The following is a 16,398-nucleotide window of genomic DNA, read 5'->3' as shown; positions in this document are numbered from 1 at the left end:
CGACGCGGTCGGCCTAGCCGGCGACGAGATCGGGCTCGAGGCCGAGCCCGTCGAGGGCCTCGGGCTCGTCGGTGACCCCATCCCGTCGGCGCCGCCCGCGGTCCTCGACGTCCTGGCCGACGGAGGGATCCCCGTCGTGGCACCGCTCGCCCGGGGCCCTCTGAACGTCAACGCCGACGAGGCGGCGGCGGCGCTCGCGGTGGGCCTCGGCGCCGACCGGATCGTCTTCGTCTCGGACGTCCCGGGCGTGCTCCTCGACGACGCCGTCGTCGAGCGACTCGGGGTCGACGAGGCCGACCACCTGCTCGGGGACGGCCGCTTCGAGGGCGGGATCGTCCCGAAGCTCGTCGCGGCGATCGAGGCCGCGCGGGGCGGCGTCCGTGCGTCGATCGGCGCGACCGAGGTCGTCGCGTGACCGGCAGCCCGACGCCGGGCGCCGCGCCGGAGCCCCGCGAGGAGGCGGCGCCCCCGGCCGGGCCGCGCGACCGCGTGCTGCCGACGTACGCCCGCGCCGAGGTGACGATCGTCCGAGGGGAAGGCTGCCGTGTCTGGGACGACGCCGGGCGGTCGTACCTCGACTTCGTGGCGGGGATCGCGGTCGTCGGGCTCGGGCACGGACACCCGCGCGTGACCGAGGCGGCACGCGCGCAGCTCGATCGCCTCTGGCACGCGTCGAACCTCTACTGGACGGAGCCGATGCTGCGACTCGCCACGCTCTTGTCGGCGCGGCTCGGCGGCGCCCAGGCGTTCTTCTGCAACTCGGGAGCCGAGGCGAACGAGGCGGCGCTGAAGTACGCCCGGAAGGCGACCGGCCGACCGCGCATCGTCGCGCTCGAGGGGGGCTTCCACGGGCGGACGCTGGGGGCGCTGTCGGCGACCGGCCAGCCCGGGAAGTGGGAGGGCTTCGGGCCGCTCCTCCCCGGCGTCGCGTTCGTTCCCCCGAACGACGTCGAGGCGCTCGAGGCAGCCGTCTCGCCCGGTGGGGACGTGGCGCTCGTCCTGATCGAGCCGATCCTGGGCGAGGGGGGCGTGATCGCGCTCGACGAGCCGTTCGCGAGGGCCGCGGGGGAGATCGCCCGGGAGGTCGGCGCGCTCCTCTGCGTGGACGAGGTCCAGGCGGGGATGGGACGGACCGGGACGTTCTTCGCACACGAGGGCCTCGGCCTCGAGCCGGACCTCGTGACGCTCGCCAAGGGGCTCGGCAACGGCCTGCCGATCGGCGCGTTGCTCGTCGCCGATCGTGCCGCCGGCGGGCTCGCCCCGGGAGACCACGGCTCGACGTTCGGTGGCAACCCGGTGGCGGCGGCGGCCGCGTGCGCCGTCGTCGAGTCGATCGACGACGGGCTGCTCGCGAACGTGAGGGAGCGGGGCGCGAGGCTCGTCGCGGGCCTCGGCGGCCTTCCCGGCGTGCTCGACGTCCGGGGGCGGGGGCTCCTCCTCGGCGCCGTCCTCGACCGGGAGGTCGGGCCGGTGGTGGACGCGTGCCGCGATCGAGGCCTGCTCGTGCTCTCCGCCGGGCCCGACGTGCTGCGGCTGACGCCGCCGCTCGTCGTCTCGGCCGAGGAGGTCGAGGAGGCGCTCGACATCCTCGCGGCGACGCTGAGCCGGTGATGCATACCCTGCTACGGTGACGCATAGTATGAATCGACGCGAGCGACAGCAGGCGATCCTCCGCATCGTCGAGACGCAGGCGATCTCGACCCAGGCCGAGCTCGCCGCGGCGCTCCGCGACGAGGGGCACGACGTCGTCCAGACCACCGTCTCGCGGGACGTCGCGGAGCTCGGGCTCGTCAAGGTCCGGGCACCGTCGGGGCGGCTCGTCTACGCCGCGTCCGACACGAGCGACGCCGACCGGCTCCGCGCGATCGGTGCTGCGATGCGCCGGTACGCGGTCGGCGTCGAGGCCGCCGGGCCGCTCGTGATCGTCACGACCCCGTCCGGCTACGCCTCGGCGCTGGCGCAGGCGATCGACGAGGGCCGGCATCCGTCGATCGCGGGGACGCTCGCCGGTGACAACACGATCTTCGTCGTCCCGCGGGACGGCACCGGCACCCCCGGGGCGCTCGCCGAGGAGCTCGGCGGGCACCTGTCGGCCACGTAGCCTCGGCGGCGGCCGGGCGCGGAACCGTCGTCGCCGACCCCGACGCGACGGTGGTGCGCGTCCCTAGAATCCCAACGTGAGCCTGTGGGCCGGACGTGTCGAGGGCGCCGTCGACCCGGCGGTGTGAGAGTTCCTGCGCTCCGACGACGCAGAGCTCCTGCCGTACGACTGCGAGGCGACGGCGGAGCACGCGCAGCGGCTGCGGGCCGCCGGGCTGCTCACCGACGACGAGCTCGCGGAGGTCGAGTCGCGCCTCGCCGAGATCGCGCAGGACCCGACGGCGTACACGGAGGCGGACGAGGACGTCCACACCGCGATCGAGCGCGCGCTCGGCGAGGTCGGCCGCAAGGTGCACGCGGGGCGGTCGCGCAACGACCAGGTCGCCGCTGCGCTCCGCCTCTACACGCTCGACGCGTGCGCGGAGGCCCGCGAGGAGATCGACGCTCTCGCGCTCGTGATCCTCTCCTTCGCGGAGAGCGAGGCCGAGACGCTGATGCCGGGCTACACGCACCTCCAGCGCGGTCAGCCCGTGACCCTCGGCCACCACCTGCTCGCATGGGTGGAGATGCTCGACCGCGACCGGGGACGGTTCGCCCACGCGGCCGAGGCCGCCGCCGAGAGCCCGCTCGGGGCCGGGGCGCTCGCCGGGTCGACGCTCGGGCTCCCGCCGCCCGCCGGGCAGATGCGGAACTCGATCGACGCCGTGGCCGACCGTGACTTCGCGCTCGACTACCTGTACGCCGCCGCCGTGCTCTTCATCCACCTGTCCCGCATCGGTGAGGAGCTCGTCCTCTGGTCGAGCTCGGAGTTCGCCTTCGCCCGCCTGCCGGAGGCGGCCGCGACCGGCTCGTCGATGATGCCCCAGAAGCTCAACCCCGACGTCGCGGAGCTCACGCGCGGCAAGGCGGGGACGGCGATCGGCCGGCTCACCGGGCTGCTCGCGACCGTCAAGGGCCTTCCGCTCGCCTACGATCGCGACCTGCAGGAGGACAAGACCCCGGTCTTCGCCGCGCGACGCGACGTCCGCCTCGCCCTGCAGGCGCTGACCGTGCTCGTGAGCGGCCTCGAGGTCGACCGGGGCCGCCTCGGCCAGGCCGCTGCCGACCCCTTGCTGCTCGCCACCGACGCCGCGGAAGCGCTCGTCCGCGGCGGGACACCCTTCCGCGAGGCGCACTCGGAGGTCGCGGCGTCCGTCCGCGACGGCTCGTTCGAGCCTCTCGGCACCGCCGCCGAGAGCGTCGCCGCACGCGACGGGATCGGCCCCGGCGGCGTCGTCGAGGCGATCGCCGAGCTGCGCCACCGCTTCGGCGACAACCTCTAGCGGCGTCCCGGGACGGCGTCGGTGTGACGCCGGCGCACTGGGCGGCGTATCCGGGACGACACCGATCCGAACGGAGGCCGACCCATGAAGCGCATCGCCATCGCCGCACTGCTCCTGCTCTGCTCCGCTGCTCTCGCCGGCGTCCTGCGCCCCGAGGGCGCGGGCGCCGAGGAGCCGGCCACGACCACCGACACGGTCAGCGTCTCCGGCACGGGGTCGACGAGCGCCGTCCCCGACACCGCCATGATCTCCGCGGGTGTCGAGACCCGGGGCCCCACCGCGCAGCAGGCTCTCGATGCGAACTCGACGACGATGCGCGCCGTGATCGACGCCCTGCGCGCAGCGGGCGGGAGGAACGTGACCACGCAGGTCGTCTCGCTCTCCCCGCGCAGCGACGAGCAGGGCCGCCCGGACGGCTTCGTCGCCTCCAACGTCGTCTCCGCCGAGACGAGCCTGGGCGGCGTCGGTGCGTTGATCGACGCGGCCGTCGACGCCGGCGCGAACACGGTGTGGGGCCCGACGCTCTCGCGGAGCGACGCCGATCGGCTCTACCGCGACGCGCTCGTGAAGGCGGTCGCCGACGCGAAGACGCGGGCCGACACGCTCGCGGCGGCAGCCGGCCGCACGGTCGGTCGCGTCGTCTCGATCGTGGAGGGCGGAGCGGCCCCGGGGCCGCTCCAGGACCGGGCGGTCGGCGCGGTCGAGTCCTCGGTGCCGGTCGTCTCCGGCCCCCAGGAGATCACCGCCGTGGTGAGCGTCACCTACGAGCTCAGGTGACCCCCGGGCGGCTGCCGGTCGGTCGACGGCCGGCAGCCGTCCCCGTGGGGGTGCTACCGTTGCCGGCGATGCTCACTCGCGTCTAGGTCACTCGCTGCCGAGGCCCGCCCGACCGGGTCTCCCGTTTCGCGCGCCTAGACCCGACGAGTTGCAAGGAGCATCCGCATGACCCAGATCGACAGCACGCCCATCGGGGCGATCCGCGGAGGGGCGGTCGCCGCAGTCGACGTGCGTGACCTCGGCAAGGACTTCCGCCGGCGGCGAGCGCGCGGCCGGGGCGGCCCCGCGCTCGCCGGGGTGACGTTGACCGTGCGGCGGGGCGAGTGCGTCGCCGTCCTCGGGCAGAACGGCTCCGGGAAGTCGACGCTCGTCCGCATCCTGTCGACGCTGCTCCTCGCGGACGGCGGCACCGCCTCGGTCTTCGGTCACGACGTCGTCTCGGACGCGAAGGCCGTGCGCCGGCTCGTGAACCGCGTCTCCGTCGAGGCGTCGTTCTTCAAGAAGCTCTCGGCCGCCGAGAACCTGCACTACGCGGCGCGCTTCTACGGCATCACCGCGCGGCGGACGCGCGAGCGGATCCCCGAGATCCTCGCCCGCGTCGGGTTCCCCCCCGACCGTCGCGGCGAGCCGATGGAGAACCTGTCGCGGGGGATGCAGCAGAAGGTCGCGCTCGCCCGCGCCCTCCTCACGTCGCCCGTGCTGCTCCTCCTGGACGAGCCGACGACGGGCCTCGACCCGCGGTCGAAGCTCGAGGTGCAGACGTTCGTCCGCGAGGTGTGGGAGGCGCACGACGCGACGATCCTGCTCTGCACGCACGACCTCGCCGAGGCGGAGGCGCTCGCCGACCGCGTCGGGATCCTCGACCGGGGCGAGCTCCTGTGCCTCGAGCCGGTCGACGACCTGAAGCGTCGCTACGACGCGAGCACACTCGAGGATGCCTTCTTCACCGCCACCGGCCGCGTGTTCGAGGACGAGCGGCCCGACCGGGAGGTGACGGGGTGAGAGCCCTCGCCGTGACCATGAAGCACGAGCTGATCGGCCTCGGCGGCGTCGTCGAGCGGAACGTCTACCTGACGCGGCGCTACATCTGGTGGGACCTCGCGTTCTTCCTGTGGACGGTCGCGAACACCCTCACGATCGTCTTCATCGCGAAGGGGATCGAGGCGGCGGGCGGCGAGATCGACGTCGACCGCGCGACGACCACGCTGCTCATCGGCGCCGTCGTGTGGGCCTACCTCGGGATCATCTTCGAGTTCATCACGGAGACGGTCGCCTGGGAGCGCTGGGAGGGCACGATCGAGTACACGTTCATGGCGCCGCTCTCGCGGGCGATGCACCTCGGGGGAACGGGTGTGTTCTCTGTCCTCTACGGGCTCGTGCGGGCGGTCCTGCTGTTCGTCGTCGTCGCCCTCTTCTTCGACCTCGCGCTCGCGGACGCGAACTTCGCGGCCGCGCTCGTGGTGCTGCTCGTCGCCTCGGTCTCGTTCTTCGGGATCGGGATCATGACCGCGGTGCTGCCGCTGCTCTCGCCCGAGAAGGGCGCGCAGCTCGGCTTCGTCGCGCAGGGCCTGCTGCTCGTCGTCTCGGGCGTCTACTACCCGGTCTCGGTGCTGCCGTCGTGGATGGAGTGGGTGTCGACGATCTCACCGGCCACGTACGCGCTCGAGGGCATCCGTGCGGCGATCCTCGACGGCGCCCCGCTGGGGTCGCTCTGGCCGCAGCTCTGGCCGCTGATCGTGATCGGCCTGGTGTCGATCCCGCTCGGCCTGTGGGTGTTCTCGCTCGGCGAGCGCCACGCGAAGCGCCGTGGAAAGCTGAAGCGGAGCGGGTGATGATCGAGCTGAGAGCGGTGGAGGCGGACGCGGACTTCGAGGCGTGGCGCCGCGTCCGCCTCGCCGTGCTCCCCGACGAGCGGGCGGCGACGGTCGTCGAGATGCGCGCGCAGCTCGCGGACGAGCCGGAGCGCCTGCTGCTCCTCGCCGAGCTCGACGGCGAGCTCGCCGGCAGCGGGCTCGCCGGGCGCTCCTCGCTCGGGGGAGCGGGGGTGCACCCGAGGGTGCTCCCCTCCCATCGGCGGCGCGGCGTCGGGACGGCGCTGTACCGGGCGCTCGAGGCGCACGCGCGGGCGCACGGCTTCGGCGAGGCCGTCGGGTTCGTCGACGACGAGGGCTCGTTCGCGTTCGCGGCCGGCCTCGGGTTCCGGGAGGTCGACCGGCAGGTGGAGCAGGTGCGGACGCTGGACGGGACGGAGGAGCCGCCCGCGGCCCGCACCGACGTCGAGCTCGTCGCGATCGCGGCCCGGCCGGAGCTGCTCCGCGCCGCGTACCCCCTGGCCGTCGAGGCGTACGCCGACTTCGCGACCGTCCGGCCCGTCACCGTGACGCTCGACGAGTGGCTGCGCGACGAGGCGACGCTTCCGGGCGGGTCGTTCGTCGCGCTCGCCGACGGCGAGGTCGTCGGGTACGCCGGCCTCTGCCGCGACGCGGACGACCCGTCGCGTGCGGAGGACGGTCTCACCGCCGTCCGCCGCGACTGGAGGCGGCGCGGGGTCGCGACCGCGCTCAAGCGGGCGGAGCTCGCGTGGGCCGCGGCGCACGGGATCCGCCTCGTCTACACGTGGACGCAGCGCGGCAACGAGGCGATGCGGGCCGCGAACGCCCGCCTCGGCTACGTGACGCGGCACGTCTCGCGCACGATGTGGAAGGAGCTCGGGCCGTGACCCGGGTCGCTCCGGTTCGCTGGTTCCTCTTCACCGAGGGTGGCCTCTCGGCGGTGTTCGCCGGCTCGTTCACCGTCGCCGGCGTCTACTACGTCACGGAGATCGGGCTCGACCCGCTGCAGCTCGTGCTCATCGGGACGGTGATGGAGGCGACCGCGTTCGTGTTCGAGATCCCGACGGGCATCGTCGCCGACACGTACTCGCGCCGCGCCTCGTTGATCGTCGGCTGGTTCCTGCACGGCGCGGCGTTGCTCCTGATCGGGCTCGTGCCCTCGTACGAGGCGATCCTCGTCGCCTCGGGCCTCTCCGGCCTGGCGTTCACGTTCGAGAGCGGCGCGTACGAGGCGTGGATCACGGACGAGGTCGGCGCCGACCGCGTCGGTCCCGTCTTCGTGCGCGGCGCCCGCGTCAGCTACGGCGGGGCGCTGCTCGGCATCGTCGCCGCGACGGCGACCGCAGCGTGGCTCGATCTCGCCGACGCGATCGTCGCCGGAGGCGTCGTCGCCCTCGGGATCGCCGTCGCCGGCCTCCTCCTGATGCCCGAGACCGGCTTCCACCCGACGCCGAAGGCGGAGCGCGCGGGGTGGCGCTCCATGGTCGGCACCGCCGCGGCGGGCGTCAGGCTCGTCCGCGTCCAGCCCCTGCTGCTGCTGATGCTGGCGATCGCCTTCTTCGCCGGGATGTCGACCGAGGCTCTCGACCGCCTGTGGGAGGCGCACTTCCTCCGTGACATCGGCCTCCCCTCGCTCGGCTCGCTCGACCCTGTCTGGTGGTTCGCGGTGTTCCGGGTCGTGGAGCTGCTGCTCGGGCTCGCCGGCACCACGTTCCTCCTTCGCCGCTTCCGGAGCGGGAAGGCACCGCGGCTCGCGCGGACGCTCCTCGTCCTGACGGCGGTGCAGTGCGCGGCGATCGTCGTGTTCGGCCTCGCGACGGGCATCGTCGTCGGCCTCCTCGGCTTCTGGCTCTACAGCCTGACCCTCCAGCTCGCGCAGCCCGTCGCCATGACCTGGCTGAACCAGAACATCGAGGACTCGCGCGTCCGCGCGACGGTGATCTCGATGACCGGCCAGGTCGACGCGATCGGACAGGCGGGGGGCGGGCCGCTGATCGGGGCGCTCGGCAACGCCTTCGGGATCCGGCTCGCGATGCTCGCGAGCGCGGCGGTGCTGACACCGGCGCTCGCGCTCTACGCGCGCGCGTTGCGCCACGACGGACGCGAGGCCGCGCTCGGCGAGTTGGCGGCGGCATCGTCCGCCGGGGACCGCTAGGATCGGCGGGTCATTCGAGGCGACGTGGCCTCGGGCGCTGAGCGCCCGGGGCCTTTTTGCGTTTTCAGGAGGGAGAACGGAGATGGCACGACCGAGAGATGCAGCGAAGCGAGAGGCGCTCGTGAAGAGCCGCCACCGCGCGACCTCGTCCGTCGCGGCCCGGCGGGCGGTGCTGAAGCGGATCAAGGACGAGGGGATCGAGCACGTCCTCTTCTGGTTCACGGACATCGAGGGCCACTGCAAGTCGTTCGCGATCACGCCGGCGGAGATGGCGGACGCGCTCGACGACGGGATGGGCTTCGACGGCTCGTCGATCACGGGCTTCAACGCGATCGAGGAGTCGGACATGGTCGCGATCCCCGATCCGGCGACGTTCCAGGTCATGCCGCGGGCCACCGACGACGAGGGCAAGGAGATCGGGGCGAAGGTGGGCCGCCTGATCTGCGACGTCGTGAGGCCGGACGGCACCCCGTACGAGGGCGACCCGCGGCATGTCCTGCGGCAGGCGCTCGCACGCATGAAGAGCATGGGCTTCGACGCGTTCAACGTCGGTCCGGAGCTCGAGTACTTCCTGTTCGAGAGCGACTCCGACACGAAGACGCTGGACGAGGGCGGCTACTTCGCGATGACGGCGCAGGATGCCGCGACCGAGGTCCGCAACGACACGATCGGCGCCCTCGAGTCGGTCGGGATCCCGATCGAGTACCACCACCACGAGGTGGCGCCCTCGCAGCACGAGATCGACATGCGGTATGCGCCCGCGCTCGAGATGGCCGACCACTGCCTGACGTACCGGCTGATCGTGAAGGAGGTCGCCGCGTGGCACGGCTACTACGCGACGTTCATGCCGAAGCCGCTGTTCGGCGAGAACGGGTCGGGCATGCACACGCACATGTCGCTGTTCAAGAACGGCCGGAACCAGTTCTTCGACGCGAAGGACCCGCACCACCTGTCACCGACGGCGAAGGCGTTCATCGCCGGGCTCCTGACGCACGCCCGCGAGATGACCGCCGTGCTCGCGCAGTGGGTGAACTCGTACAAGCGCCTCGTGCCCGGGTACGAGGCTCCCGTGTACGTCGCGTGGTCGCAGCGGAACCGCTCCGCCCTGATCCGCATCCCGCTCTACAAGCCGGGGGCGGAGCAGGCGACCCGTGCGGAGATCCGCTGTCCGGACCCGTCCTGCAACCCCTATCTCGCGTTCGCCGCGCTCCTGCACGCCGGGCTCGAGGGCATCGAGCAGGGGTACGAGCTCTCCGACGAGATGACGACGAACCTCTACCGCCTGTCGGAGACCGAGCGCGACGAGCGCGGCATCGTCGCGCTGCCCGGCTCCCTCGGCGAGGCGATCGAGGAGCTCGCAGCCTCGCAGCTGATGGAGCGGGCCCTCGGCGCGCACATCTTCCCGCGCTTCGTGGAGCTGAAGCGGCGCGAGTGGAACGAGTACCGGATCCAGGTCTCCGAGTGGGAGCTGGAGCGGTACCTGAAGGCGCTCTGAGCTCCGCGCCCGAGCGCACGGCAGGCAGCTCGACGGTCCAGTGGGAGGAGGCCCGCTCCCTCCCACTGGACAGCATCCGTCCGATGTCGCATGATCCGAACCGCAGGGTGCGTCGCAAGGCGAGCGGCGTCCCCTGTGTCTGACGGCCGATCGCGGGTCCCCTGGTGTGGGGCCCGTGGTCGTTGTGGCGCGGTGTCGCGGTCGCGGCCGGCGTCAGGCGCCGGGCTTCCAGACCATGAGCGCGACGACCACGACCGCCGCGAGCAGCAGCGAGGCGTCGAGCGCGAGCCCGACGGGGGCGCGCAGCCGTCGGTCGAGCTCCGCGCTCGGGGCGTCGCCCTCCCGGGCGAGGCGCTCCGCGAGCTCCCGCGTGTGCCGCTCGCTGCGCCCCGTCAGCGTCCCGACGACCAGCATCCATGCGACGAGGACGAACGTCAGCGTCAGCCACGTGCCACCGAGGTCGTAGCCGCGGCGGTCGGCGAGCCAGAAGCCCATCCCGACGGTGAGCAGCAGGCCGCCGGCGACGATCGGCACCGCGGGCCGCACGGCGCCGAGGAGGAGCGCGACCTCGCTCGGGCGGCTCCGGCGCATCGCCGCCAAGCGCAGCGCGGCGGCGAGCAGGCTGCCGCCGACGAACAGCAGGGCGCCCGCAAAGTGCAGGAAGCGCAGCCACTCGACGCTCATGGGTGAACCGTAGACGACAATGTCGTCGTGATCACGGCGCTCCGCATCGTCCACGTGCTCTCCGCCTCCGTCTGGGTCGGCGGGACGGTCGCGCTCGTCGTCGTCGGCGTCCCCGCGATCCGGCGGCTGGAGGGCGAGGCGCGCGCGACCGCGATGCGCACGCTCGGGCGCCGCTGGCGTCCGCTCGGCTGGAGCGCCATGGGCGTCGCGATCCTCTCCGGCCTGTGGCTCACGGAGCTCCACGGCGGGTTCGCCCGCGCGGCGCTCGACACCGACTTCGACCGGGTCCTGATCGCCAAGTCGGCGCTCGTCCTCCTCCTCTGTGTCGGCGCGGTGGTCCACGACTACGTGCTCGGCCCGCGGCTGCAGCGGGAGCTGCGCGCGGAGGACCCGCAGGCGCCCGCGACCCGCCGCCGGCTCGTCGTCGTCGGCTGGTTCAACTTCGCGCTCACGATCGGCGTCCCGGTCCTCGGGGCGATCGCGCTCGGAGAGCTCACGTGACGGCGCGTGGCGCCCGCGACGGCGGAGGCTGATGGACGAGTCGTCCCGTCACCTGGCGCTCCTCACCCGCACGATCGAAGTGGTCAACTCCAGCCTCGACCTGCAGGAGGTGATGGAGGCGATCGCGCACGAGGTCGCGTCGGCGATGCAGACCGACGCGTGCTTCGTCTACCTCTACGACGAGGTGACGGGCGAGCTCGTCCTGCGCGCGACCCACGGGACGGCCGTCGAGGGCGAGACCGAGCGTCCGCGGATGCGACCGGGGGAGGGGATCACGGGCGTCGCCGCCGCCGAGCGCGCACCCGTGATGATCCCGTCGAGGGCGCATCTCGACCCGCGGTTCAAGCAGTTCCCCAACCTCCGTGAGGATCAGTACGAGTCGATCCTGGCCGTTCCCATCCTCGCGTCGCGACCCCGGGAGAAGCTCGAGGGCGCGCTCAACGTCCGCACTCGGGAGCCACGGGTGTTCTCCGACGAGGAGATCGGGCTCCTCGTGGCGATCGCCTCGCAGGTCGCGCAGTCGATCGAGCACGCGCGCCTGTACGAGGCGGCACAGCGGCGCGTCCGCGAGCTCGAGGCCCTGGCCCGGGTCTCCGAGGCGGTCTCGGAGTCGCTCTACCTCGAGGAGTCCCTGGAGGCGATCGTCCGGACGACGGTGGACTCGGTCGCGGCGACCGGCGCCGCGATCGTCCTCGAGGACGGGCGCATCGCCTGGCCGGAGGGACGGTCGGGCGCACACGCCGTCCGGCTCCCCCTCCGCTCGCGCGGCCGCGTGATCGGGGAGCTCGTCGTCGACCGTGACGCGCCGTTCTCGGCCGACGACACGCGCCTGCTGGAAGCGGTGGCGAGCCAGGCGGCCGTCGCGCTCGAGCAGGGGCGGATGGCGCTCCGCGGGGTGCTCGCCCAGGAGATCCACCACCGCGTCAAGAACAACCTCCAGACGGTCGCCTCGCTCCTCCGGCTGCAGGCGGCCGCCGGCGACGTCGAGCCCCGCAAGGCGCTCGGGGACTCGGTGAACCGGATCCTCGCGATCGCGGCCGTCCACGAGGAGCTGACCGAGCACCGCGAGGACGTCGTCGACCTCCGGGAGCTCGTCGACCGGCTGCGCGCGATGCTCGTGCAGGGGGTCGGTATCGACCCCGGCCGCCGGGTCACGGCCGACCTCGAGGAGGTGGCGCTCGCCGGGCAGCGTGCGACGGCGCTCGCGCTCGTCGTCTGCGAGCTCCTCGGCAACGCGCTCGAGCACGGCGCCGGCGACGTCGCGCTGACCCTGCGTCGCACGGACGGCGAGGTCGTGCTCGCGGTCTCCGATCGGGGCGACGGGATGGACGGTGCGGTCGACGGCACGGGGCTCTCGATCGTCCGCGCGCTCGTGCGCGACGAGCTGGGCGGCACGCTCGCGTTCTCCGAGGACGGCGGCCTGCGCGCCGTCGTCACGTTCGCCGAGTAGCGAGCGCCGCCGACCACCGCTCTCTACCCTTCGGCGGGTGCGGATCCTGATCGCCGAGGACGAGACGATCATCCGGCTCGACCTCCGGGCGATGCTCGAGCGGGCGGGGTTCGAGGTGTGCGCCGAGGCGCGCGACGGCGAGGAGGCGGTCGCACTCGCGCGCGAGACCGAGCCCGACGTCGCGCTGCTCGACGTGAAGATGCCGCGCCTGGATGGCATCGAGGCCGCGCGCCGGATCCTCGAGGAGCGGCCCCTGCCGATCGTGATCGTGACCGCGTACGGTGAGCAGGAGCTCGTTGCGCGAGCGGTCGAGGCCGGGGTGTTCGGCTACCTCGTCAAGCCGTTCCGCGAGGCCGACCTGCCGCCCGCGATCGCCACCGCGCGCGCCCGCCACGAGGAGCTCGGAGCCGTGCGCGCCGAGGCGGCCTCGCTCGCCGACGCACTCGCTGCGCGCAAGGCGATCGAGCGCGCGAAGGGGCTGCTGCAGGAGCGCGAGGGGCTGTCGGAGTCGGAGGCGTTCGCGCGGCTCCGGAAGGCGAGCCAGATCTCGGGCAAGCCCCTCCGCGTCGTCGCCGAGGCCCTGATCGCGACCCTCGAGCCGGGGGCCGCCTGACGCGACGGCCCCGCGCGGTCGCCGTCCTCAGGAGGCGTCGAGCAGTCGGTCCCGCTCGTGCCGCCGCAGCGCGCGGTGGCTCCCCCAGACAGCGCCGGCAACCAGCGCCAGCGGCCCGAGGAGCACCAGCGCATAGAGGAGGACGGACGCCTCCCAGGCGAGGATCCGCCCCGCCTCGCCCAGCGCGCGGTCGATGCGCGACGGCGTCGGTGGGACGACGGCGCCCTGCTCGGTGACGAGCGCGAGCTGGACGGTGGCGAGCTTCGCCTCCGACGTGCGTGTGCGTCGCTCGGCGGTCACGGCCGCGAGCTCGTCCCGCGCGGCCGCCCGGCGCGCCGTCAGCGTGGCGCGCTGCTCGGCCGTGAGGTCCGGGGAGGCGAGCTGCGCCGAGAGCCGCGCGATCCGGGTGCGGAGCGCGGTGACGCGGCGGGCGAGCGCGTCGATCTGCTCCTGGAGGTCGTCGATCTGCACCTGCTGGGCGACGATCGTGCCGAGCGAGGAGAGCCGTGTGATCGCGTCCTGCACCGCCTCCGTGGGGACGCGCAGGACGAGTGACGCGCTCCCGTCGTCCGCGGTCGCGTACGAGACCGACACGACGTAGCCGCCGAGCGAGCGCGTGACGTCGAGCGCCTCCTGCGTCGCGCCGGAGAGCGCATCGACGTCGGGCACGCGGACGGTGAGCGTCGCGCTCACGCGCTGGGCGCGGCCGGGCGTCGGCGCCGGAGCCGCCTCGACGGCGCCCGTGGCACCGGTCGCCGGCGCGGCCGTGGCGGCGTCCTGGCCGGGCTCGAGAGCGTCCGCGGGCGCTGCGTCGCGGCCGCCGGTCGCGAACAGGTCGCCGCTGCCGGAGCCGCCGCCCTCGAAGAGCCCGATCGTCCCGGCTGTGGCCACGGCGAGCACCGCCGCGGCCGGGAGCGCGACCCAGAGCGTGCGGCGTCGAGGGACGGGCCGGCCGCCGATGGGGAGGCGGACCCGAGCCCGACGCGGCGGTGGCTCGGTCGCCGCGATCGCGTCGACCCGGGAGCGGAGCCGGTCGGGGGCCACGGGCCGTGCGGCCTGCAGGTGGGCGAGGATCTCAGCGGAGGTCATCGGCGGTCACCTTCTCCTCGAGTCGTTGGAGCGCCCGGCTGAGGCGGGTGGAGACGGCGGTCGGGCTGATCCCGAGCACGCGGGCGGTCGTCTCGCCGTCGAGGTCGAGCACGACGCGGAGCGCGATCACCTCGCGCTCCACGGCGCTGAGCTCGGCGAGCGCGTTGCGGAGGACGGTCGACAGGCCCTCGGCGAACAGCTGTTCCACGCGCTCCGGCGTCGCCGCCAGCTCCTCGCGCCGTCGTCGGCGCTTCTCGGCACGGAACCAGTCGAGCGCAGTCGTGCGGGCGATGCCGAGCAGCCAGGCCTGGACGTCGCCACGAGCCGGGTCGAAGCGCTCCCAGTGGCGGAGCGCCTTCTCGAAGGTCGCCCCCGTGAGGTCCTCCGCGGTCTCCCGGTCGCGTGCGAGGTAGAGGAGGTAGCCGTAGACGTCGTCGAGTGACGACTCGGCCGCCTCGGCGAACGTCGGTCGGGCGCGGAGCCCCGATCGTGGCCCGGTGGCGGTCATCGCGTGCACGATCCGTCTACGCCGCCGGCCCCGGGATCGTCACGGCTCCGGCGATGCGGCATCGCCTAGCCCTCCAGCCCGGGCTGCGCCGCCTCGAACAGCTCCTCCCACCGCGTGAGCAGCCGTTGCAGCTCGTCGCGGGCCGTGCGATGCGCCGTCAGCAGGTCCATGTCCCCCCAGTCGACGGCCAGGCGCTCCTCGAGTGCCGCCACCTCCACCTCGAGCTCGGTGATCCGGGCCTCGGTCCGCTCGAGCTCCGTGGGGGTGCGCCGCTCCGGACGCGACTTCGCCCCGGAGCGTCGCGCGGACGGCGCGGAGGGGGACGGCTGGGACGCGGCGGGCGCGGTGGCCTCGGCCGTCTCCCGCTCGCGGACGAGGTCGGCCCAGCCGCCCTCGTACGAGCGCAGGCCACCCTCCTCGATCGCGACGATGCGGTCGGGGACGGCGTCGAGCACCGCCCGGTCGTGCGAGACGAGCAGGACCGTCCCGGGAAACGCCTCCAGTGCGGCCTCGAGTGCCTCGCGACTCTCCAGGTCGAGGTGGTTCGTCGGCTCGTCGAGCACGAGCAGGTTGGCCCCGGAGGCGACGAGCAGGGCGAGAGCGAGCCGTCGTCGCTCGCCGCCGGAGAGCACCGACACGGGCTTCTCGTGGCTCTCCCAGCCGGAGAACAGGAAGCGCCCGAGGAGCGCCTGGGCCTGCGGCCGGGGCAGGCCCGTCGCGGCGACCGCGGCGTCGAGCACGCTCCCGCGCTCCGGAAGCTCGACGTCGTGCTGGGAGAAGTAGGCGGGGACGACGCCGTGCCCGACGCGGACTGCTCCGGCCGCGGCGTCGCGGGCCCCGAGCAGCGTCTCGAGGAGCGTCGTCTTTCCCGACCCGTTCGGACCGACGAGCGCGACGTGCTCCCCGCGCTCGAGGACGAGCGTCGCGTCACGGAGCAGGGGCTTGTCTCCCGCGGAGAGGTCGACGTTGTCGGCCTCGAGCACGATGCGCCCGCTCCGCGGGGGCTTGAGGAAGTCGAAGCCGAGCGTCCGACGGCGCTTCGTGAGCGCCGTCAGCTCCTCCGCCGCCGACCGGCGCTCTGCCTCGAGCCGGGCGATCTGCGTGAGCTTCGCCTGCGCCTGCTTCGCCTTGCTCTTCTTGTACCGAAACCGCGCCACGAAGCGCTCGAGCCGCTCGATGTCGTCTGCGACGCGTCCCACCGTCGTCGCCGCGGCCGAGGCCCGGGCGGCCTTCTCGCGGCGCCACGCGTGCCACGGGCCGTCGAAGAAGTACGGCTTCGGCCCGCCGAGCTCGAGCACGGCGGTCGTCACCGCCTCCAGGAACCAGCGGTCGTGGGCGACGAGCACGACGGCCGCATCGAGCGCCACGAGCTCGCGCTCGAGCCACTCGAGGCTCTCGACGTCGAGGTGGTTCGTCGGCTCGTCGAGGAGCAGCAGATCGGGGTCGCCGGCGAGCGCGCGAGCGAGCGAGGCACGGGTGAGCTCGCCCCCCGAGAACGTGTCGAGCGACCGGTCGAGATCGGCGTCGTCGAAGCCCAGGCCGCGGAGCGCCGACGCGGCACGCTCCCGCCAGTCCCAGCCGCCGGCGTGCTCGAGGCGGGCCTGGGCGTCCGCGTAGCGGCGCATCGTCGCCGGGTCGTGCGTGCCGCCCGCCATCGCCGCCTCCAGACGACGCAGCTCCTCCTCGATCGCCGCCAGGTCGGCGGCACCTGAGAGCGCGTACTCCCGGAGCGAGAGCCCGCGGCCGCGAGGCGGCCTCTGGTCGTGGAGCGCCACGCGCGTGTCCTTTGCGAACGCGAGCTCTCCGCGCGCGGGGGACGTCTCGCCGACGATCGTCCGGAGCAGCGTCGTCTTCCCCGCCCCGTTCGACCCG

General features: G+C 73.7%; 17 protein-coding genes. 13 read left to right on the top strand and 4 right to left on the bottom strand.

Annotation, left to right across the window (positions count from 1 at the left end):
• The 10 genes from AC162C_RS12005 to AC162C_RS11960 all read left to right on the top strand — a co-directional run.
• Nucleotides 1-415: amino acid kinase family protein (locus tag AC162C_RS12005; protein WP_484097743.1), on the top strand; the 415-nt coding region annotated here is incomplete at its 5' end.
• Nucleotides 412-1,611 carry an aspartate aminotransferase family protein gene (locus AC162C_RS12000; RefSeq protein ID WP_484097742.1) on the top strand — a complete coding sequence of 400 codons (1,200 nt, stop codon included), beginning with the start codon at nucleotides 412-414 and terminating at the stop codon, nucleotides 1,609-1,611. The genes AC162C_RS12005 and AC162C_RS12000, both read left to right, overlap by 4 nt.
• A 28-nt stretch (nucleotides 1,612-1,639) precedes the next feature.
• A complete protein-coding gene (locus tag AC162C_RS11995) occupies nucleotides 1,640-2,101 on the top strand; it encodes an arginine repressor (RefSeq protein WP_484097741.1) in 462 nt (153 codons plus the stop codon).
• Nucleotides 2,102-2,234: 133 nt separating this feature from the next.
• Nucleotides 2,235-3,422, top strand: coding sequence for an argininosuccinate lyase (gene argH / locus AC162C_RS11990; protein WP_484097744.1), 1,188 nt, complete (start codon nucleotides 2,235-2,237; stop codon nucleotides 3,420-3,422).
• A gap of 84 nt (nucleotides 3,423-3,506) precedes the next feature.
• On the top strand, nucleotides 3,507-4,199 hold the full coding sequence (locus AC162C_RS11985; RefSeq protein WP_484097740.1) for an SIMPL domain-containing protein: 693 nt from the start codon (nucleotides 3,507-3,509) through the stop codon (nucleotides 4,197-4,199).
• A gap of 165 nt (nucleotides 4,200-4,364) precedes the next feature.
• Nucleotides 4,365-5,201: an ABC transporter ATP-binding protein gene (locus AC162C_RS11980; protein ID WP_462972265.1), complete on the top strand. Its 837-nt coding sequence runs from the start codon at nucleotides 4,365-4,367 to the stop codon at nucleotides 5,199-5,201.
• A complete protein-coding gene (locus AC162C_RS11975) occupies nucleotides 5,198-6,031 on the top strand; it encodes an ABC transporter permease (RefSeq protein WP_484097739.1) in 834 nt (277 codons plus the stop codon). The genes AC162C_RS11980 and AC162C_RS11975 overlap by 4 nt, the downstream gene beginning before the upstream one ends.
• On the top strand, nucleotides 6,031-6,918 hold the full coding sequence (locus tag AC162C_RS11970; protein WP_484097738.1) for an N-acetyltransferase family protein: 888 nt from the start codon (nucleotides 6,031-6,033) through the stop codon (nucleotides 6,916-6,918). The genes AC162C_RS11975 and AC162C_RS11970 overlap by 1 nt, the downstream gene beginning before the upstream one ends.
• On the top strand, nucleotides 6,915-8,186 hold the full coding sequence (locus AC162C_RS11965; RefSeq protein WP_484097737.1) for an MFS transporter: 1,272 nt from the start codon (nucleotides 6,915-6,917) through the stop codon (nucleotides 8,184-8,186). Before AC162C_RS11970 ends, AC162C_RS11965 begins: the two co-directional genes overlap by 4 nt.
• A gap of 82 nt (nucleotides 8,187-8,268) precedes the next feature.
• Nucleotides 8,269-9,681, top strand: a complete 1,413-nt coding sequence (locus AC162C_RS11960; protein WP_484097736.1) for a glutamine synthetase family protein — start codon at nucleotides 8,269-8,271, stop codon at nucleotides 9,679-9,681.
• Nucleotides 9,682-9,894: 213 nt separating this feature from the next.
• Here AC162C_RS11960 and AC162C_RS11955 read toward each other — a convergent pair whose 3' ends face one another.
• Complete coding sequence (locus AC162C_RS11955; RefSeq protein ID WP_484097735.1) at nucleotides 9,895-10,365, bottom strand: DUF2269 family protein; 471 nt, start codon at nucleotides 10,363-10,365, stop codon at nucleotides 9,895-9,897.
• Nucleotides 10,366-10,392: 27 nt separating this feature from the next.
• Between AC162C_RS11955 and AC162C_RS11950 the strand changes: the two genes are divergently transcribed.
• Genes AC162C_RS11950 through AC162C_RS11940 form a run of 3 tightly spaced genes read left to right on the top strand, consistent with a single transcriptional unit; the run spans nucleotide 10,393 to nucleotide 12,929 of the window.
• Entirely contained in the window at nucleotides 10,393-10,866 is a 474-nt protein-coding gene (locus tag AC162C_RS11950; RefSeq protein WP_484097734.1) for a CopD family protein, read from the top strand.
• A gap of 31 nt (nucleotides 10,867-10,897) precedes the next feature.
• Complete coding sequence (locus tag AC162C_RS11945; protein ID WP_484097733.1) at nucleotides 10,898-12,316, top strand: GAF domain-containing protein; 1,419 nt, start codon at nucleotides 10,898-10,900, stop codon at nucleotides 12,314-12,316.
• A gap of 37 nt (nucleotides 12,317-12,353) precedes the next feature.
• Complete coding sequence (locus tag AC162C_RS11940; RefSeq protein WP_484097732.1) at nucleotides 12,354-12,929, top strand: ANTAR domain-containing response regulator; 576 nt, start codon at nucleotides 12,354-12,356, stop codon at nucleotides 12,927-12,929.
• A 27-nt stretch (nucleotides 12,930-12,956) separates the two neighbouring features.
• On the opposite strand, the gene AC162C_RS11935 is transcribed toward AC162C_RS11940, so the two are convergent.
• From AC162C_RS11935 to AC162C_RS11925, 3 genes are all read right to left on the bottom strand, one after another.
• Nucleotides 12,957-14,018 (bottom strand): DUF4349 domain-containing protein, encoded by a 1,062-nt coding sequence (locus AC162C_RS11935; protein ID WP_484097731.1) that lies wholly within the window; start codon nucleotides 14,016-14,018, stop codon nucleotides 12,957-12,959.
• Nucleotides 14,005-14,526, bottom strand: a complete 522-nt coding sequence (locus tag AC162C_RS11930; RefSeq protein ID WP_462972255.1) for an RNA polymerase sigma factor — start codon at nucleotides 14,524-14,526, stop codon at nucleotides 14,005-14,007. Before AC162C_RS11930 ends, AC162C_RS11935 begins: the two co-directional genes overlap by 14 nt.
• Nucleotides 14,527-14,591: 65 nt before the next feature.
• On the bottom strand, nucleotides 14,592-16,398 hold a 1,807-nt coding region (locus tag AC162C_RS11925), incomplete at its 5' end, for an ABC-F family ATP-binding cassette domain-containing protein (RefSeq protein WP_484097730.1).

The sequence above is a fragment of the Gaiella sp. genome (assembly GCF_057140465.1).
The sequence above is the reverse complement of the archived record's forward strand: the minus strand, read 5'-3'. Positions and strand labels throughout refer to the sequence as shown.

What these genes read in the sequence shown, in the direction of transcription:
- AC162C_RS11995 (WP_484097741.1), top strand. Translation starts at nt 1,640, where the DNA reads ATGAATCGACGCGAGCGACAGCAGGCGATCCTCCGCATCGTCGAGACG.
- AC162C_RS11985 (WP_484097740.1), top strand. Translation starts at nt 3,507, where the DNA reads ATGAAGCGCATCGCCATCGCCGCACTGCTCCTGCTCTGCTCCGCTGCT.
- AC162C_RS11980 (WP_462972265.1), top strand. Translation starts at nt 4,365, where the DNA reads ATGACCCAGATCGACAGCACGCCCATCGGGGCGATCCGCGGAGGGGCG.
- AC162C_RS11970 (WP_484097738.1), top strand. Translation starts at nt 6,031, where the DNA reads ATGATCGAGCTGAGAGCGGTGGAGGCGGACGCGGACTTCGAGGCGTGG.
- AC162C_RS11960 (WP_484097736.1), top strand. Translation starts at nt 8,269, where the DNA reads ATGGCACGACCGAGAGATGCAGCGAAGCGAGAGGCGCTCGTGAAGAGC.
- AC162C_RS11955 (WP_484097735.1), bottom strand. Translation starts at nt 10,365, where the DNA reads ATGAGCGTCGAGTGGCTGCGCTTCCTGCACTTTGCGGGCGCCCTGCTG.
- AC162C_RS11945 (WP_484097733.1), top strand. Translation starts at nt 10,898, where the DNA reads ATGGACGAGTCGTCCCGTCACCTGGCGCTCCTCACCCGCACGATCGAA.
- AC162C_RS11935 (WP_484097731.1), bottom strand. Translation starts at nt 14,018, where the DNA reads ATGACCTCCGCTGAGATCCTCGCCCACCTGCAGGCCGCACGGCCCGTG.
- AC162C_RS11930 (WP_462972255.1), bottom strand. Translation starts at nt 14,526, where the DNA reads ATGACCGCCACCGGGCCACGATCGGGGCTCCGCGCCCGACCGACGTTC.